Below are 18,154 nucleotides of genomic sequence, written 5' to 3'. Positions count from 1 at the left end.
CCACCTTCCACAGTTTTGGACCGGATTGCCCGCCCTGTGGATTCACCCCGGCGGCGGGCAGCAAGAGTAAGGACGACACATGATTGAGCAATTCTTCCGACCCGAGCAACTGGGTCAGGCTTTGGAACTCAAGGCCCGCTTTGGCAACGACGCCGTCTACATGGGGGGTGGCAGCAAGCTTAACGCCGCCCCGACCCGCACCGACAAGAAGGTCGCCATCTCGCTTGGGCAACTTGGGCTTGGCCAGATTGAGCAGCAGCACGGCCAGCTCCATATCGGTGCTACCGTCACCCTGCAGACCTTGAAAGATGATCCCCGCCCCCCAGCCGTCCTGTGCGAGGCGCTGGGGTTTGTCTACTCCCGCCATCTGCGCAATCAGGCCACCCTCGGCGGCGAACTTGCCTGCCAGCAGCAGGATTCCCCCTTGCTACCGGTGCTGCTGGTGCTCGAAGCGGTGGTAGTGCTGGAGAACAACCTGCTGCAACCCATCGACGCCTATCTGGCCGGCCAGCGCAAGGAGCTGGTGCTGGGGGTGGTGCTGCCGGAGCCCGAACTGCGCTGCGCCACTCGCCGCATCAGCCGCAACGCCGACGGTCTGGTCGTAATGACCGCCGCAGTGGCCCTCGATGCACTTGGCGAGATGCGGGTCGCTCTGGCGGGTGTCACGCCGCAGCCGATGCGGCTGCGGGATCTGGAACGCCACGATCTCCATGACGGAACGCTGGAAGCGGCCGTCAGCAAGATATTGATTCCGCGCGCCGATCTGACGGGCAGCGTGGCATACAAACGCTATATCAGCGGCGTGGTGGTGGCGGATCTGCTGGTGGAGTGCCAGCAGCAGGAGGTACAGGCATGATGGAACTCAACTTCACACTGAACGGTGCCCTGCGTACCGTCATCTGCAACGCCGGTGACAATGCCCAGCGGGTGCTGTTCAACCAGTGCCGGATGCACTCGGTGCGCAACAGCGACGACGGCTTCGGCTTTGTCGGCTCCGACGCCATCCTCTTCAACGGCAAGGTGATCAACGCCTCCCTGCTGATCGCCGCCCAGCTGGAGGGAGCACAGGTGCGTACCGCCGAGTCGCTGGGCAGCTGGAACCAGCTCAGCCTGGTGCAGCAGGCGATGGTGGATGTGGGTGTGGTGCAGTCCGGCTACAACGATCCGGCCGCGGCACTCATCGTTACCGACCTGCTTGATCGCCATCCCAACCCCACCCGTGATCAAATCGACGACGCGCTCTCCGGCCTCTTTCACCGGGACGGTGGCTACCAGCAGTTCTATCAGGCCATCGAGCTCGCCTGCTCGCGGATGAAGGATCCCGATTACCTGTGCCAGATCGCCCCGGAGTTTCGGGGTGATCTGCGCCACATCGGCAAGAGCTGCCCGAAAGTGGACGCCGCCAAGATGGTGCAGGCCAAACCCTGCTACGTGGAGGACAGGGTTACCGAGGATGCGCTGATCATCAAGATGCTGCGCAGCCCCCATCCCCATGCGGTGATCACCAGACTCGACGTGAGCCGCGCGCAAGCGCTGCCGGGGGTGGTGCACGTCATCACCCACCTCAACTGCCCGGATGTGTTTTACACCCCGGGTGGCCAGAGTGCCCCCGAGCCGTCTCCGCTGGATCGCCGCATGTTCAGCCGCAAGCTGCGCCACGTCGGTGATCGGGTCGCCGCCGTAGTGGCCGAGAGCGAAGCGGTCGCGCTGGCAGCCCTCAAACTCATCGACGTCGAATATCAGGTGCTGCCTGCGGTCATGAACATCGATGAAGCGATGGCCCCCAATGCCCCGCTGGTGCACGACGAGCCCATCGTCTACATGGCCGGTGCCCCGGCGGATCTGGAGCAGCAGAACGCCTGCTCGGTACGCCGTGGCGACGAGCACATGATCATCAATTTCCCCATCGGTTCCCGCCCGCACGAGAACCTGGCCGCCAGCGTCCATGGCCAGATCGGTGACGTGGCCAAGGGCTTTGCCGAGGCTGACGAGATTGTCGAGCGTACCTACGAATCGACCCAGGCCCAGCAGTGTCCGACCGAGCCGCATATCTGCTTCACCTATATGGATGGGGATCGTCTGGTCATTCACGCCTCCACTCAGGTGCCTTGGCACGTGCGCCGTCAGGTAGCGCGCATTGTCGGCCTCAAGCAGCATCAGGTGCATGTGATCAAGGAGCGGGTAGGGGGCGGCTTTGGCTCCAAGCAGGATATCCTGCTGGAAGAGGTGTGCGCCTGGGCGACCAAAGTCACCGGCCGTCCCGTCACCTTCCGCTACACCCGTGAAGAGGAGTTCATCAGCAACACCTCCCGCCACGTGGCCAAGGTGACGGTGAAAGTGGGGGCCAAGAAAGATGGCACCATCACCGCCATCGACATGGATTTTCGTGCCAATACCGGCCCTTACGGCAACCACTCGTTGACGGTGCCGAGCAACGGCCCGGCGCTCTCCCTGCCGCTCTATCCGTGCGACAACGTGCGCTTCACCGTCAACACCTACTACAGCAACATCTGTCCGACCGGGGCCTATCAGGGTTACGGCGCGCCCAAGGGCAACTTCGCGCTGACCATGGCCATCGCCGAACTGGCCGAAAAACTGGGTATCGATCAGCTCGACATGGTGGAGCACAACCGGGTGCACGAAGGGGACATCCTCAAGGTGTTGGGTGCCATCGGCGAGGGCAAGATGCCTACCTCGGTGCCCCATGCTGCCAGTTGTGCCCTCGAACCCATCCTCAAACAGGGTCGTGAGCTTATCGCCTGGGACAGCCCCAAACCCGCCGACGGGGATTGGCGCATCGGTCGTGGCGTCGCCATCATCATGCAAAAATCGGGGATCCCGGACATCGATCAGGCCAACTGCATGGTCAAGCTGGAATCTGACGGCACCTTTATCGTCCACTCCGGTGGCGCCGATATCGGCACGGGTCTGGATACAGTGGTGGCCAAGCTGACCGCCGAGGTGCTCGGTTGCCCGCTCAGCGACGTGCATGTGATCTCCGGCGACACCGACCACGCCCTGTTCGACAAGGGGGCCTACGCCTCGTCCGGTACCTGCTTCTCCGGCAACGCGGCCAAGATGGCGGCCGAGAACCTCAAGGCGAAGATCCTGTACCACGGCGCCGCCATGCTGGGTGAGCCGGTGGAAGATGTGGTACTGGCGTTCCCGGGCCTGGTGCGTGGCAAGCTGGGGGAGGTCTCCTTTGCCAAGATCGCCCACAAGTCGGAGACAGGCACAGGCTTCGGCATTCTGGTGGGCACCGCCAGCTACATCACCTCGGAGCTCGCCTTCCCGTACGGGGCCAACTTCGCCGAGGTGGCGGTCAACCTCAGGACCGGCCAGATCCGGCTCGACAAGTTCTACGCCCTGCTCGACTGCGGCACCCCCATCAACCCGGAACTGGCGCTCGGTCAGATCTACGGGGCGACCATGCGGGCCATCGGCCACACCATGACGGAGGAGATCTGCTACGACAGCAAGGGCATACCGCTGACCCGGGATCTCAAGAGCTATGGCGCGCCCAAGATTGGCGATATTCCGCGCGATTTTCGGGCCTTCCTGGTGCCGAGTGATGACAAGGTCGGCCCCTACGGCGCCAAGTCCATCTCGGAGATCGGGGTCAACGGGGCCGCGCCCGCCATCGCCACCGCCATCCATGACGCCTGCGGTGTCTGGCTGCGCAAGTGGCACTTCACGCCGGAACAGATCCTGCGCGAACTGGGCAAGCTGGAGCAGAAAGAGTCGGCATAACAAAAGAAAAGGTGAGGGGCGGGCACAGGCTCGCCCCCAGCACCTGACGGCGGAATGAGTACTCCGCCCACATTCTGTGTGATGGGACAAACATGATGTCTAAAACAACACGCAAGCACTCGGATCTGATTTACGCGCTGGAAGACAAGCCACCCTTCTATCAAACCCTGATGGGCGCCGTGACCCACCTGCTGGCCATCTTCGTGCCCATGGTGACGCCGGCTCTCATCGTGGGCGGAGCCCTCGGCCTCTCCACCGAGACCACTGCCTATCTGGTCTCCATGGCGATGATCGCCTCCGGCATCGGCACCTGGCTGCAGGTGAACCGCTACGGTCCCATCGGATCGGGCCTGCTCTCCATCCAGTCGGTCAACTTCTCCTTCGTCACCGTGATGATCGCCCTTGGCAGTGCCATGAAAAAAGATGGCCTGCACGAGGAGCTGATCGTCTCGACCCTGCTGGGGGTTTCCTTCGTCGGGGCCTTTCTGGTGGTGGGCTCCTCCTTCGTGCTGCCCTACCTCAAGCGGGTGATCACCCCGACCGTGAGCGGGGTCGTGGTGCTGATGATCGGCCTGAGCCTCATCAAGGTGGGGATCATAGATTTTGGTGGCGGCTTCTCCGCCATGAGCAGCGGCACTTTCGGCAAATACGAGAACATCGGGCTGGGGTTGCTGGTGCTCTGCATCATCGTCGCCTTCAACTGCAGCAGGAGCCCGCTGCTTCGCATGAGCGGTATCGCCATCGGTCTGATGGTGGGCTACGTGGTGGCCCTGATGCTCGGCATGGTGGATTTTTCGGCGCTGGAAAACCTCCCCCTGGTCACCATTCCCGTGCCGTTCAAATATGGTTTCTCCTTCGATTTTCACGCCTTCGTGCTGGCTGGCACCATCTATCTGCTGAGCGTGCTGGAGGCAGTGGGAGACATCACGGCCACCGCCATGGTCTCCCACCGGGATATCCAGGGTCCCGAGTTTCAAAAACGCCTCAGTGGCGGCGTGCTGGCGGATGGGTTGGTGTCGGTGATCGCCTCGGCGCTCGGCTCCCTGCCGCTCACCACCTTTGCCCAGAACAACGGCGTCATCCAGATGACCGGGGTGGCCTCGCGCCACGTGGGCAAGTTCATCGCCGTCATCCTGGTGCTGCTGGGCCTCTTCCCGGTGGTGGGGCGCTTCTTCACCACCATACCGTCGCCGGTGATGGGGGGCGCCATGGTCATCATGTTCTCCATGATCGCCATCGCCGGTGGCCGCATCATCATCAGCCACGGCTTCAATCGCCGTGAGACCCTGATCGTCGCCACTTCGCTGGGGTTGGGGCTCGGCGTTTCCTATGACCCTAACGTCTTCAAGGTGCTGCCGGCGGGGATCTACATGCTGGTGGAGAACCCCATCTGCGCCGGCGGCATCACCGCCATCATCATGAACCTGGTGCTGCCCCAGAGCCGCAAACGCAAGGCGGCCGTCAAGGATGCCGACGCGGTTGAGGTCATCCAGCTGAGCGACAAACCAGATGTCGTGTTCACTGCATCAAGGAACCAGCCAGGCGCCCGCAGGGGGGATAGCCGGCTGAAATCGAGCAGAGGGCGCGCCGCAAGTTGAGCGCATCTGAGGGTTAACACGGCAAGATCGTCAACACAGAACATGAGAAACAGGGACACGGTTATGAAAAATGACAACTCTGTCAAAGCGGTGCGCGGCAGTTTCTTCGATATCACCCGGGTGGTGGACCAGCCCGAGGAGATAGAGCCCAATGCCCGCCTCGTCGAGGATGGCCTGCTGATCATTCGCAACGGCTGCATCGACTGGTTCGGCCAGTGGGAGGAGGGGAAGGATCGCATTCCGGCCGAGGTGCGGGTGCGCGATTATCGCGGCAAGATGATAGTGCCGGGTTTCGTCGATACCCACATTCACTACCCCCAGAGCGAGATGGTGGGGGCCTATGGCGAGCAGTTGCTGGAGTGGCTCAACCGTCATACTTTCCCGGCTGAGCGGCGCTACAACGATCTCGAGTACGCCCGCGAGATGTCCACCTTCTTCATCAAGCAGCTGCTGCGAAACGGCACCACCACGGCGCTGGTGTTCGGCACCGTCCACCCCGAGTCGGTGGATGCCCTGTTCGAGGCGGCGAGTCGCATCAACATGCGGATGATCGCCGGCAAGGTGATGATGGATCGCAACGCGCCAGATTATCTGCTGGATACCGCGCAGAGCAGTTATGAGCAGAGCAAGGCGCTCATCGAGCGCTGGCACGGCAATGGCCGTTTGCTTTATGCCGTCACGCCGCGCTTCGCCCCCACCTCGACGCCGGAACAGCTGGCGATGGCCAGACGGCTGCGTGAAGAGTACCCGACCACCTATCTGCACACCCATCTGTGCGAGAACAAGGACGAAATCGCCTGGGTGAAATCCCTCTTCCCGGCGCACCAGGGCTATCTCGACGTTTATCACCAGCACGGGCTGACCGGCCACAACTGCGTATTTGCCCACTGCGTCCATCTGGAAGAGCAGGAGTGGGATTGCCTGAAGGAGACCGGCTCCACCATCGCGTTTTGTCCCACCTCCAACCTCTATCTCGGCAGCGGTCTGTTCAAGCTGCACAAGGCGTGGCACAAGCAGGTGAAGGTGGGGATGGGCACCGACATCGGCGCCGGCACCACCTTCAACATGCTGCAGACCCTCAACGAGGCCTACAAGGTGATGCAGTTGCAGGGGGAGCGCCTCTCGGCCTATCAGGCCTTCTACCTGGCCACCCTGGGCGGCGCCCATGCGCTGGGGCTGGACGAGCAGATCGGCAGCTTCGCGGTGGGCAAGGAGGCGGACTTCGTGGTGCTCGACCCGGTCGCCACCCCGCTGCAGCAGCTGCGCTACGACAACTCCACCACCTTGCGCGACAAGCTGTTCGTGCTGCTGACCCTGGGGGATGACAGATCCATCTACCGCACCTATGTGGATGGCCAACTGGTACACGAACGGGGGTAGGGGATGGACGGGGCTGCCGCGGTGCAGCCCCGCTGGATGCGGTGTCTGGCGGGCCCACAGGGAGACCGGCACCCATGCAAGAGCGAGGAAGGTTTCCCCGCAACAGAAGGTGAAATGGCCCGGTTTTCTGATTAGTAAGGCAAACATTTGCCGATCTTCCGAATCCCATATCGCCTGTGACCGTGGCATGACAGACCCACGGCACAGGCCGCCATTTCATCACACATATTCAGGGATGCAGGAAGGAGTCGGCCATGAGCCAGGCAAACAGGATAAACGAGATGGAAGGGGCAGTTGCGGATCAGGGGGCGGCGGCGGGACGACAGCCCGCCAGCGGCGCGCTCGATCGCTACTTCATGATCAGCGAGCGGGGCAGCAATGTGCGCCAGGAGGTGCTGGCGGGGCTCACCACCTTCCTCGCCATGGTCTACTCGGTCATAGTCGTGCCGGGCATGCTCGGCAAGGCGGGCTTTCCCCCCGGTGCCGTGTTCGTGGCTACCTGTCTGGTGGCGGGGTTTGGTTCGCTCTTGATGGGGCTCTGGGCCAAGTTGCCGATGGCCATCGGCTGCGCCATTTCGCTCACCGCCTTTACCGCCTTCAGCCTGGTGCTGGGGCAGCACATCTCCATTCCGGTGGCGCTTGGCGCCGTCTTCCTGATGGGGGTGCTGTTTACCGCCATCTCGGTGACCGGGGTGCGCAGCTGGATCCTCGACAACCTGCCGATGGGGATCGCCCACGGCACAGGTATCGGTATCGGGCTCTTCCTGCTGCTCATCGCTGCCAACGGGGTGGGACTGGTCATCAAGAACCCGCTGGAGGGGCTGCCGGTGGCGCTGGGGGCCTTTACCTCCATGCCGGTCATCATGTCCCTCATCGGGCTGGCGGTGATCGTCGGACTGGAGAAGCTCAAGGTGCCGGGCGGGATCCTGCTGGTGATCATCGCCATCTCCCTCTTCGGCCTCATCTTTGATCCGGCGGTCAAGTATCAGGGGTTGTTTGCCATGCCGAGTCTGGCCGATGCGCAGGGCAAGTCCCTCATCTTCAGTCTGGATATCATGGGGGCGCTCTCGCCGCTGGTGCTGCCGAGCGTGCTGGCGCTGGTGATGACGGCCGTGTTTGATGCCACCGGCACCATTCGCGCCGTGGCGGGGCAGGCCAACCTGCTGGACAAGGATGGTCACATCATCAACAGCGGCAAGGCGCTCAGTGCCGACTCCCTCAGCAGCATCTTTTCCGGTCTGGTGGGGGCGGCGCCGGCCGCCGTCTATATCGAATCGGCGGCGGGCACGGCAGCGGGCGGCAAGACGGGGCTGACGGCGACCGTGGTCGGAGTCTTGTTCCTGCTGATGCTGTTCCTCTCGCCACTCTCCTATCTGGTGCCGGCCTATGCCACCGCGCCGGCCCTGATGTACGTGGGACTGCTGATGCTGAGCAACGTCACCAAGCTCGATTTCGATGACTTTGTCGGGGCCATGTCCGGCCTGCTGTGCGCCGTCTTCATCGTGCTCACCTGCAACATAGTCACCGGCATCATGCTGGGCTTCAGCGCCCTGGTGATCGGCCGCATCTGTTCCAACGAGTGGCGCAAGCTCAATGTCGGCACCGTCATCATCGCCCTGGCGCTGGTGCTCTTCTACGCCGGTGGCTGGGCCATCTAGTCCAGGGGCCTGTGTCATTGCGAACGTCTTATCGGGGGCCACCACAAGTGGCCCCCGATGCTTTTCAGGGTCGGCAGGTACCATTTTGATAATGGGGATTACCAGATTGATAACGGGGCGCATGCCTGTGGTTGGATACGCATGAAAAATCGGCAATCCGGCTGCGCCCCGAGCCCGGCCGGGGTGCCGGATGGGATCTTCTTCACACTTATCCCCATCGCTGGCCTGTCTGCAGGAAACAGGCGCATATCTTGCTGTTTTTTATCCTGGTTCTGGATTTTCTTACCTGAAGCAAGGACTTGCATATGTCCATAGGATTACCGCTCAAGCGGGTGGATGCCGAGGCCAAGGTGACCGGCAGCGCCCGCTATACCGATGACAACATCATGCTCGGGATGCGCCACGCCAAGTACGTGCGAAGCCATATCGCCCACGGCAAGGTGCTCGCCATCGATGCGACCGAGGCACTGGCCCTGCACGGGGTCGAAGCCGTGTTCACCCATGAGGATGTGCCCATCACCTGTTTTCGCACCGCCGGTCACGCCTGGTCCCTTGATGAGACCAAACGGGATGTGAAAGACAGGCGCCTGCTCACCGACCATGTGCGCCACTTCGGCGATGGCGTCGCCATCGTGGTGGCCCGCGATCCCCTGGTCGCCGAGAAGGCGGCAGCTCTGGTCAAGGTCACCTACGAGCCGCTGCCGGTGATGACGGATGCCCGGAGCGCCCTGGCCGAGGGAGCCTACCCCATCCACCCGACCGGCAACCTGCTGCGCCAGAGCCAGATCCGGGCGGGGGAGCCGGAGCAGGCCATCGCTGCTGCCGACGTTCAGTTCACCGGCCACTACCAGACCCCAGTAGTGCAGCACTGCCATCTGGAGACGGTCACCTGCTACGCCTACATGGATCAACCGGACCACATCATAGTGGTCTCCAGCACCCAGATCCCCCAGATAGTGCGCAGTCGGGTGGCCAAATCCCTCGGCCTGCCCTGGTCCAGCGTGCGGGTGATCAAGCCCTACATGGGCGGCGGTTTTGGCAACAAGCAGGATGTGCTGGAAGAGCCGATGGCGGCGTTTCTGAGCCACCAGCTTGGCGGCGTGCCGGTCAAGGTGACCTTGAGCCGGGAAGAGTGCTTCTTTGCCTCGCGCACCCGCCACGGTTTTGTCATTGATGTCAAAATGGGGCTCAACCGCGACGGCACCCTCAAGGGCTATCAGCTCGACGTGCTCTCCAACACCGGCGGTTATGCTTCCCACGGCCACTCCATCGCCAGCGCCGGTGCCAACAAGATAAGTTACCTCTATCCGCGCAGCGCCTTCGGCTATGACGCCAGGACCTTCTACAGCAACCTGCCCACCGCCGGTGCCATGCGCGGTTACGGTGCGCCTCAGGTGGTGTTCGCCCTCGAGTGCATGCTGGATGATGCCTGCGCCGAGCTGGGGCTCGATCCGCTAGAAGTGCGCATCGCCAACGTGGCCCGTGAGGGGGACGTCAATCAGGTCAACCAGAAGACCCTCTACAGCGCCGGATTGCCCGAGTGCCTGCGCCGGGGCGGCGAGCAGTTCGAGTGGGCACGGCTCAAGGCCGAGTGTCTGGGGCAGGATCCCGCGAGTCGGGTGCGGCGCGGCATTGGCGTGGCCTGCTTCAGCTACGGCTCCAACACCTATCCGGTGGGGGTCGAAATTGCCGGGGCCCGCATGCTGCTCAATCAGGATGGCACCGTCAATCTGCAGATTGGTGCCACCGAGATAGGGCAGGGATCGGATACCGTCTTTGCCCAGATGGCGGCCCAGACCCTGGGGATCCCGTTTGAACAGATCCGGGTCATCTCTACCCAGGATACCGACATCACGGCCTACGACCCTGGCTCGTTCGCCTCGCGCCAGAGCTATGTGGCGGCCCCCGCCATCCATCAAGCGGCGCTGCAACTGAGAGCCCGCATTCTGTCGCTGGCGGCCCAGCTCTGCCACCAGGATGTGGGGTCGCTGACCCTGATCGACGGTTACGTGGTGCTGGCCGGTGCGCCGGACAAGGTGCTGTTAAGCGTCGCCGAGGTGTCGGTCAACGCCTACTACCACCTCACCATAGGCGGCCAGATCACATCGGAGGTCTCCCACAAGACCACCACCAACCCGCCGAGCTTTGGCTGTACCTTCGTCGATCTCAGCGTCGATATCGATCTCTGCAAGGTGACCATCAATCGCATCATCAACCTGCACGATGCAGGCAAGATCCTCAATCCGCAGCTGGCGGAGGGGCAGGTGCACGGCGGCATGGGGATGGGGATCGGCTGGTCCCTGTTCGAGGAGATGATCATCGACGCCAAGACCGGCGTGGTGCGCAACCCCAACCTGCTCGACTACAAGTTTCCCACCATGCTGGATTTGCCCGAGCTCGAGTGCGACTTCGTGCAGACCTACGAGCCCCAGTCGGTCTATGGTCACAAATCCCTGGGGGAGCCGCCCATCATCTCGCCGGGCCCGGCGATCCGTAACGCCATTCGCATGGCGACCGGGGTCGCCATCAACGAGCTGCCCATCACCCCCAAGACTCTGTTTCGGGAGTTTGTCGCGGCGGGTTTGATTGGCGAGGGATCAGGGGAGGAGCAACGCCATGTTTGATATTGCCCGTTACTACAAGGCCCACAGCGTGACCGAGGCGGTGGCCCTGCGCCAAGCCGACCCGCAAGCGCGCTTGCTGGCCGGCGGCACCGATGTGATGATCCAGCTGCATCACCTCAACGCCGCCTATCGCCATATCGTCGATATTCACGACTTGCCCGAGCTCAAGGGGGTGAGCGAGTTGCCTGACGGATCGATCCGCATCGGCTCTGGCACCACCTTTACCGAGCTTATCGACAACCCGCTGGTGCAGTGCCGTCTGCCCATGCTGGCCGAGGCCGCCGCTACCATCGCCGGCCCGCAGATCCGCAACGTCGCCACCTATGGCGGCAACATCTGCAACGGTGCCACCAGTGCCGATTCGGCGGCGCCCACAGTGGCGCTGGAAGCTGAGCTGGAAATTGCGGGGCCAGACGGCACACGCCGCATCCCCATCGCCGGTTTTCATACCGGCCCCGGCAAGGTGGCGCTGCAACCGGCGGAAATCCTGGTGGCATTCCACTTTGCACAGGACGTGCACCCCCATGTGGGCTCCCACTACTTCAAATACGCCATGCGGGGGGCCATGGACATAGCCACCATAGGCTGCGCCGCCTATTGCCAGATTGAGGATGGCCGCTTCAAGCGCCTGCGGCTGGCCTACGGGGTGGCGGCGCCGACGCCGGTGCGCACCCCTCACGCAGAAGCCGCGGCCGAGGGACAACCCCTGACTCGCGCCACACTGGCAGCGATTGCCGAGGCTGTGGTGGCCGATGTGGCGCCGCGCTCCTCCTGGCGGGCGGAGAAAGCCTTTCGCCTGCACCTGATCAAGACCCTGGCGCAGCGGGTGATCACCTGCGCCGTCGAACGTGCCGGAGGCAAGATTCTATGATGCAACTGCAAACCTGTCCCGCCGTGGAGATCCAGTGCGAGATCAACGGCAAGCCTTACTGCTACGCGGTGTCCCCCAATATGTCGCTGCTCCACTTCCTGCGTGGCCAGGGGCTGATCAGCGTGAAAGAGGGGTGCAGCGTCGGCGAATGCGGCGCCTGTACCGTGCGGGTGGATGGCACAGCTATCGACAGCTGCCTCTATCTGGCGGTCTGGGCCGATGGCAAGTCCATTCGCACCGTGGAGGGGGAGCGGCAGGGCAACCAGCTCTCCGATGTGCAGCAGGCCTTCATCGACGAGGGGGCTGTGCAGTGCGGTTTTTGTACCCCCGGCCTGGTGATGGCGAGCGCCGCCCTGCTCGACAAGACAGATCGCCGCCCGCTGACAAACGAGGAGATCCGCAGTGGCCTCTCCGGCAATCTCTGCCGCTGCACCGGCTACCAGAACGTGGTGCGGGCGGTGAAAAAGTGCTGCAAGGGCTAGGGTGAGGCTGCCGCCCCTAACGTCATGTGCGGGGCGGCTATGTTGGGGGCATGCCTGCTTCCGATATAGCTGCCGGCAAGGCGACATCTGACGGCCATGCAAACAACAGACGGGGGCCTGGAAAACCTTATTTTGGTCATCTCATATTACTGGCGTGATATTTATCCATGGGAGGGTGAGCGATATTTTCGCCCGGCGACACAGTGACGCCATATGGCCGGGTATCCTCTGCCGTCGTCGCTATTTCCAGCTAATTGTCCCGTGAATGGCCACTCGCGATTCACCCTGGCTATTGCTGGCGGGATCCTTTCTCAAGCTGCTGTTTTTTCTCCCTATGTCAGCTTGTGTCGCCATCTTGTGCGCCGTTGCCGGATATTGGCGGCAGCAAATGCCAATGGTGGTGCGCCGCTCATCCTGTGGCAGAGATGTCAGCTGAAAAACATTATTTTTCGTCACCTGCTCGCAACAATTTTCTGTAATTGTTAGCCAGCTCGCGGCGGCCCCGGGGCCAAACGGGCAGAGTAGGCGCGATATTTGGCCATGGGCCCGTATCGACTGTTTATAGCTGTAACAAGGTGCTGCGGCCCGCCTAACGCGGGGCGCCAATAACATATCTGCTAATAAGAAAAGGAACATTGGCTATGTCAGGAAGACACTCTCTGGTGGCGCTCGCGGTCGGGTTGGCGCTGTCAGGACAGGCACAGGCACAACTGCTGATCAGCGAATACCTGGAAGGATCCAGCAACAACAAGGCGGTGGAGCTGAGCAATCTGGGCGCGACTCCCGTCGATCTCTCCCAATACCGGCTGGCGCTCTACGCCAACGGCAAACCTCTTACCGATACCCCAACCAACAGCCTGGCGCTGCAAGGCACCCTGGCCCCGGGCGCCAGCCTGGTGTTGGCCAACCCCTCCGCCAACGCCGAGATCCTGGCCAAGGCGACCCAGACCAGCGGCAACCTGGTGTTCAACGGTGACGACGCCCTGGTGCTCTATCGCGGCAGCGAGATAATCGACAGCTTCGGCCAGGTGGGGGTGGATCCGGGCACGGCCTGGGTGTCCGGCAGCGTCTCTACCCTGGACATGACACTGCGCCGCAAGGCCACAGTCACCACGGGCCGGACTGATGCGACCGGTCCCTTCGATCCGGCGCTTGAATACGTGGCCGCCGCCAGGGATGACGCCAGCGGCCTGGGTTGCAGTGGCGATGGTCCCTGCGATGGCACTCTGCCACCGGCCTTCGTCTGCCCGGTCGATCAGCTGGTGCCCGTGCCCGCCATTCAGGGCCCCGGCAGCAGCAGCCCGCTGGTGCCGGCCGGCAAGTTTGAATCCGAGCAGGCCTATGCCACCCGTGGCATCGTCACCCAGGTGGTGAACGGTCTCTACAAGGGCTTCTTCATCCAGGATCCGCAAGGGGACGGGGATCCGGCCAGCTCGGACGGTCTGTTCGTCTACAGCACCCAGGCCAACGGCGCCATCGTGCCGGGGGCCGAGGTGTGCGTCTCGGGCAAGGTGAAGGAGTACTTCAACCAGACCCAGCTCAATGCCGACCAGCTGGTGGTGACCCAGCCCATGGTGGCTTTGCTGCCGGCGGTGGATCTGGTGCCGGTGGCGGGCGAGACCCTGAACCAGTTGCTGGAGCGCCACGAGGGGATGCGGGTGCGGCTGGTGCCCGAGTCCAGCCTGGTGGTGACCCGCAACTTCAGCTTCGATTACGACGGCAAGCGCAACAACCTGGTGCTGGCTTATGGCGCGCCCCTCATCAAGTCGACCCAGAAGTTTGCCGCCATGAGCGAGGAGGCGAGCCAGTGGGCCCTGCGCAACCAGCAAAATCAGCTGGTGGTGGAGACGGACGCCAAGACGCCGGATGGGGTGCTGCCCTGGTATCCCGCCTTCAATGCCGAAGATGGCTACCTGCGCATCGGCGACAAGCTCAATGGCCTGGAGGGGGTGCTGGGTTACTCCTACAACCTGTTCCGGCTGGTGGCGAACAACCGCATCGACAGCAGCGACATAGATCACAGCGGCTGGGACAGGGTAGAGACCCCCGAGCTCGCCGAGGCGGGGGATCTGCGGGTCGCCAGCTTCAACGTGCTCAACTTCTTCACCACAGTGGTGGGCGGGGATGCCAACCCCACCGGCAGCAACCGTGGCGCCCTGACAGTGGCGGAGTTCGAGAAGCAGCGCACCAAGATCGTCAGCGCCATCACCCGCCTCAACGCCGACGTGGTGGGGCTGATGGAGATAGAGAACAACGGCTACGGCGACAACTCCGCCATCGCCAACTTGGTGGCGGCCCTCAACGCCGCCCAGCCGGATGAGGCGGATCACTACCGCTGGATTGCCTCGCCGGATGGCCAGCCCATAGGCACAGATGCCATTACCGTGGGTCTCATCTACCGACCTGCCAGCGTGACGCCGCAAGGGGCCGCCAGCCTCATCGTACTGCCGGTGCAGCAGGCCGAGGCTCTGGACGCCAGCGGCACGCCGGTTGCCATCAAGCAGGGCATGCGCGAGTCGCTGTTGCAGCAGTTCAGCTCACCCAAGGGGGATGCGCCTCTGACCCTGGTGGTCAACCACCTCAAGTCCAAGGGCTCCGCCTGCTTCGAGGATTACCCCGACTATGCAACCGCCGATCCGCTGGATGGCCAGGGTCACTGCAACGCGCTGCGGGTCTCCGCCGCCAAGGTGCTGGGGGAGAGTCTCAAGGCGCTGGGTGGGGATCTGCTGCTCATCGGCGACATGAACGCCTATGGCATGGAGGATCCCATCCGGGTGCTGACCAGCTATGATCCGGCGGCCCAGCCGCGCCAGATCATGAGCGCCTCCTTCACCACGCTGGCGGGCCGGCCCTATGAGGAGAGCGGCAGCGCCTTTGGCAAGGGGTATGGTTTCGTGAACCTCAACACCCGCTTCCATGGCACCGATACCTACTCCTACAGCTATGAAGGTGAGCTCGGCAACCTGGATCACGCCCTGGCCAACACGAGTCTCGCGGCCAAGGTGATCGGCATAGAGGATTGGCACATCAACTCCGCCGAGAGCAACTTCTTCGAATACGGCAGCAAGTACACAGGCCAGCTGGCCAAATCGGACGGCCCCTTCAGCGCCTCGGATCACGATCCCGTGCTGGTGGCGATCCAGTATCCGTTGCCGCCTGCCGGGGTGTTGAGCCTCGAGAGCGCAGTCGCCAGCGTGGAGGAAGGCAGCACCCTCACGCTGAGCGTTGCGCGTCGCGACGGCACTCATGGGGAGGCCAGCGTCAGCTATCGCATTTCCTACGGCAGCGCGGATGCCAATGACGTGGCGCCACTGACCGGCACCCTGAACTGGGCGGCTGGCCAGAGCGACAGCCAGACCATCAGCATCCCGGTGAAGAGCGACACCCTGCACGAGGGGGACGAGACCTTCACTCTGGAGCTGTTCGATGCCAGCGGTGCCACTCTGGGTGAGCAGCGTCAGACCCTGGTGACCATCAAGGACAAGCTGGCGCCGTCCACCATTGCGCTGGCTCGCGCCAGCATGACGGTGAACGAGGGGCAGTGGTTTGCCGAGATCCCCGTGGTGCGCAGCGGCGATCTGAGCAAGCCGGCCCGTGCCCAGTTGGGCCTTGAGGGGATCACGGCGCGCTGGGGGCTGGATTTCCTGCCTTGGTTCAGCCAGTCGGTGAGCTGGGCCGCCGGTGAGGGGGGCAGCAAGTCGGTCAAGGTGCTGATCATCGATGACTGGTTTGTGGAGCCCACCGAGCAGTTCAGGGTGAGCCTGCACCAGTTGCAGGGGGGCCAACCGGGCAACCTGCAGGAGACCCGGGTCGATATCAAGGACAACGACAAGCCTTGGTGGCCGTTTGGCCGACGCGGATAGTCGACATGGATATGCGATACAAGGGGCCTGTGGGCCCCTCTTTGCTGATCATGGTGTGATACCAAACCTGCATTTTTGGCTTCCCGATACAGGCGTACCACAGCCATTGTTGTTGAATAACATCGCATCAAAGTGAAACAGGCTCTGCGCATCACACAATTTTAAATCACTTTAAATTATAATTCTTTACAAAAATGGATTTTGAAAAAAACAATCTATTAAATGTGACTTTTTCATTGACACCAGTAATCATTGATATTTGTTTGTGATTAAACCCAAACAAGATATTAAGCAATAGCGGTTCTCTTATAGGGAGAGGCAGCATGAATATAATTTGTCTTTTGTCATTAATTGATGTGTTATTGTGCAGTTGTTCTTCATTTAGATGACAAACATCCATGGAATATAATGCTGACATCTCGAATAAACCCGCCGAAATACCTGCATTTCTTAACATCATCAACTGCAGTTCTTTGGTTTCTTGTGACGGGTGATTCACTTTTTCATTCGAGGTGTTTGTTATTGAGTCATAGTGGTTTAGCACCAATCCTTGTGAGGAAATGTCATTTTTTGACATAAGATATAAATATCTATATATGCTTTTATGATTTATTTCATTGGTGGGTGACAGCGTCTCTATCATTGTGCAGCTCCTTTTATATGAAATGTAACATATAAAAAAGAGACGTTTCTTTACTTTTTACGCAACGAACATTCAAAAGTAAAATATAATTATGATGGTTGAATGGGGGGAGGAGAATAATGTTCGGATATGGTCAATCTCTTTAGTTAACTACCAAGATGAAAGAAATACATGTTGTGATCCTTTTCATCCATCAGTGACTTGATTGACAGAAACGATGCCATGATTCCAGATGATCTGATGAAGGGAGCATTGGATGATGCTGGTGATCGTCCTTGGTGTGAGTAGACCCCAGCAGATTCCACCTGGATATCGGACTGATCGATATGTTACACCTATTTCGCGCGCACCACGGAGTGCAGCTCCGAACGTTTGAGCTGCGTTGTAGTCGGTTGGGTGATAATAGGCATGTTCGGCGGGCAGACCAGTTATGTCCGCGAAGGTCGAGTCACTGAGATCGGTGATCAGGCAACGGTACTCGAACCGCTCGAACTTGAGTTCCGGCACATTCAGCCAGTAACGCTCACAGTGATACGTTACTTCTGCAATGGCCGTGTCTTTGCTGTCCCCGATGTAGTAGACCCCGTAGTCACCGTTCGAAAAACGTCCTCCATCTGGGTTGACGTGCGTGAAAGCCGCCATGGCGTAGTGCGCACCAGGTATCCCGAGCACCCATTCTTCACGTGGAAGCAGGTTGAGGTTACCTACCTCCTGCGTTAAACGTGGATTGGTTATCTCCTGGATCTCAAACAGAATGTCGAATTCCTCTGGGTTAGCGACATCCACAAATACGTCAATCGCAGGGTACTTGGTGTGAATGAGGCGGTATCCTTTGATGGGAACCAGCGCCGTTCTGGGGATCTCTGGGTGGATCATCCGATTAACCCCCCTCGCAGTACATCAATGCGCTTGGCGACTTCATGAAGGTTGCCAAATTCGCCACCCTCAATGAGAGAGAGTGGCGTGGTGCCATTGAAGAACGGGTTGTTGTTCCTCATGGTCATGAAACCGTAGGCGTTGTCGGGGTTGCTGAACACAATGCGCAGGGCGGAGTGCATGTTCAGTAGGTAACTGATCCTGGTCAGCTGATCATGGCTCAATGACGCCGTCTTGGTCTCCAGGCTTCGGTATTTGTAGAATGCGGCTCTTGATAGTTGCAAGATGTTTTGCTGCTGCTCGGCAGAGCATCCCCACTTGTCCATGATATTCATGGCCACTCTGACTGCGATCAGGTCACGGTTCCCACTAGCCTTGGCAGCTGAGCTCAGATGCTTTGTCATATGAT

12 protein-coding genes are annotated in these 18,154 nt (G+C 61.1%); 9 read left to right on the top strand and 3 right to left on the bottom strand.

The genetic code is table 11. From position 1 onward, the window contains the following. Nucleotides 1-79 precede the first annotated feature (79 nt). The 9 genes from ygfM (at nucleotide 80) to ACW5XD_RS03290 (ending at nucleotide 16,226) form a co-directional block, all read left to right on the top strand. On the top strand, nucleotides 80-856 hold the full coding sequence (ygfM, locus tag ACW5XD_RS03330) for a molybdopterin-dependent oxidoreductase FAD-binding subunit (RefSeq protein ID WP_456493627.1): 777 nt from the start codon (nucleotides 80-82) through the stop codon (nucleotides 854-856). Further along, nucleotides 853-3,750 (top strand): molybdopterin-dependent oxidoreductase Mo/Fe-S-binding subunit, encoded by a 2,898-nt coding sequence (locus ACW5XD_RS03325; RefSeq protein ID WP_456493626.1) that lies wholly within the window; start codon nucleotides 853-855, stop codon nucleotides 3,748-3,750. The genes ygfM and ACW5XD_RS03325 overlap by 4 nt, the downstream gene beginning before the upstream one ends. 95 nt (nucleotides 3,751-3,845) lie before the next feature. After that, nucleotides 3,846-5,348, top strand: a complete 1,503-nt coding sequence (locus ACW5XD_RS03320; RefSeq protein WP_456493625.1) for a nucleobase:cation symporter-2 family protein — start codon at nucleotides 3,846-3,848, stop codon at nucleotides 5,346-5,348. A gap of 63 nt (nucleotides 5,349-5,411) precedes the next feature. Next, on the top strand, nucleotides 5,412-6,728 hold the full coding sequence (gene guaD / locus ACW5XD_RS03315) for a guanine deaminase (RefSeq protein ID WP_456493624.1): 1,317 nt from the start codon (nucleotides 5,412-5,414) through the stop codon (nucleotides 6,726-6,728). 281 nt (nucleotides 6,729-7,009) lie between these two features. Beyond that, complete coding sequence (locus tag ACW5XD_RS03310) at nucleotides 7,010-8,386, top strand: NCS2 family permease (RefSeq protein ID WP_456493746.1); 1,377 nt, start codon at nucleotides 7,010-7,012, stop codon at nucleotides 8,384-8,386. Between the two features lie 305 nt (nucleotides 8,387-8,691). Then, entirely contained in the window at nucleotides 8,692-11,010 is a 2,319-nt protein-coding gene (xdhA, locus tag ACW5XD_RS03305; RefSeq protein WP_456493623.1) for a xanthine dehydrogenase molybdenum-binding subunit XdhA, read from the top strand. Then, the gene (gene xdhB, locus ACW5XD_RS03300; protein WP_456493622.1) at nucleotides 11,003-11,881 is read left to right on the top strand and encodes a xanthine dehydrogenase FAD-binding subunit XdhB; all 879 of its coding nucleotides are present in this window, start codon (nucleotides 11,003-11,005) and stop codon (nucleotides 11,879-11,881) included. The genes xdhA and xdhB overlap by 8 nt, the downstream gene beginning before the upstream one ends. After that, nucleotides 11,878-12,363 carry a xanthine dehydrogenase iron sulfur-binding subunit XdhC gene (gene xdhC, locus ACW5XD_RS03295; RefSeq protein ID WP_456493621.1) on the top strand — a complete coding sequence of 162 codons (486 nt, stop codon included), beginning with the start codon at nucleotides 11,878-11,880 and terminating at the stop codon, nucleotides 12,361-12,363. The genes xdhB and xdhC overlap by 4 nt, the downstream gene beginning before the upstream one ends. Before the next feature lie 641 nt (nucleotides 12,364-13,004). Further along, a complete protein-coding gene (locus tag ACW5XD_RS03290; RefSeq protein ID WP_456493620.1) occupies nucleotides 13,005-16,226 on the top strand; it encodes an ExeM/NucH family extracellular endonuclease in 3,222 nt (1,073 codons plus the stop codon). 166 nt (nucleotides 16,227-16,392) lie between these two features. Here ACW5XD_RS03290 and ACW5XD_RS03285 read toward each other — a convergent pair whose 3' ends face one another. The 3 genes from ACW5XD_RS03285 to ACW5XD_RS03275 all read right to left on the bottom strand — a co-directional run bounded on the left by ACW5XD_RS03285 (nucleotide 16,393) and on the right by ACW5XD_RS03275 (nucleotide 18,149). Further along, nucleotides 16,393-16,869 carry a hypothetical protein gene (locus ACW5XD_RS03285; protein ID WP_456493619.1) on the bottom strand — a complete coding sequence of 159 codons (477 nt, stop codon included), beginning with the start codon at nucleotides 16,867-16,869 and terminating at the stop codon, nucleotides 16,393-16,395. Between the two features lie 186 nt (nucleotides 16,870-17,055). Further along, the gene (locus tag ACW5XD_RS03280; RefSeq protein ID WP_456493618.1) at nucleotides 17,056-17,745 is read right to left on the bottom strand and encodes an RES family NAD+ phosphorylase; all 690 of its coding nucleotides are present in this window, start codon (nucleotides 17,743-17,745) and stop codon (nucleotides 17,056-17,058) included. Further along, nucleotides 17,742-18,149, bottom strand: coding sequence for an MbcA/ParS/Xre antitoxin family protein (locus tag ACW5XD_RS03275; RefSeq protein WP_456493617.1), 408 nt, complete (start codon nucleotides 18,147-18,149; stop codon nucleotides 17,742-17,744). The genes ACW5XD_RS03280 and ACW5XD_RS03275 overlap by 4 nt, the downstream gene beginning before the upstream one ends. Between the last annotated feature and the right edge of the window lie 5 nt (nucleotides 18,150-18,154).

The organism is Aeromonas enterica (genome assembly GCF_054052465.1).
Note: the sequence above shows the minus strand (reverse complement) of the source record. Positions and strands in the feature narration are given on the sequence as shown.

Bases quoted from the DNA above. Each gene is read 5' to 3' on its own strand.
- ygfM (WP_456493627.1), top strand. From the start codon at position 80: ATGATTGAGCAATTCTTCCGACCCGAGCAACTGGGTCAGGCTTTGGAA.
- ACW5XD_RS03325 (WP_456493626.1), top strand. From the start codon at position 853: ATGATGGAACTCAACTTCACACTGAACGGTGCCCTGCGTACCGTCATC.
- ACW5XD_RS03320 (WP_456493625.1), top strand. From the start codon at position 3,846: ATGTCTAAAACAACACGCAAGCACTCGGATCTGATTTACGCGCTGGAA.
- guaD (WP_456493624.1), top strand. From the start codon at position 5,412: ATGAAAAATGACAACTCTGTCAAAGCGGTGCGCGGCAGTTTCTTCGAT.
- ACW5XD_RS03310 (WP_456493746.1), top strand. From the start codon at position 7,010: ATGGAAGGGGCAGTTGCGGATCAGGGGGCGGCGGCGGGACGACAGCCC.
- xdhA (WP_456493623.1), top strand. From the start codon at position 8,692: ATGTCCATAGGATTACCGCTCAAGCGGGTGGATGCCGAGGCCAAGGTG.
- xdhB (WP_456493622.1), top strand. From the start codon at position 11,003: ATGTTTGATATTGCCCGTTACTACAAGGCCCACAGCGTGACCGAGGCG.
- xdhC (WP_456493621.1), top strand. From the start codon at position 11,878: ATGATGCAACTGCAAACCTGTCCCGCCGTGGAGATCCAGTGCGAGATC.
- ACW5XD_RS03290 (WP_456493620.1), top strand. From the start codon at position 13,005: ATGTCAGGAAGACACTCTCTGGTGGCGCTCGCGGTCGGGTTGGCGCTG.
- ACW5XD_RS03285 (WP_456493619.1), bottom strand. From the start codon at position 16,869: ATGATAGAGACGCTGTCACCCACCAATGAAATAAATCATAAAAGCATA.
- ACW5XD_RS03280 (WP_456493618.1), bottom strand. From the start codon at position 17,745: ATGATCCACCCAGAGATCCCCAGAACGGCGCTGGTTCCCATCAAAGGA.
- ACW5XD_RS03275 (WP_456493617.1), bottom strand. From the start codon at position 18,149: ATGACAAAGCATCTGAGCTCAGCTGCCAAGGCTAGTGGGAACCGTGAC.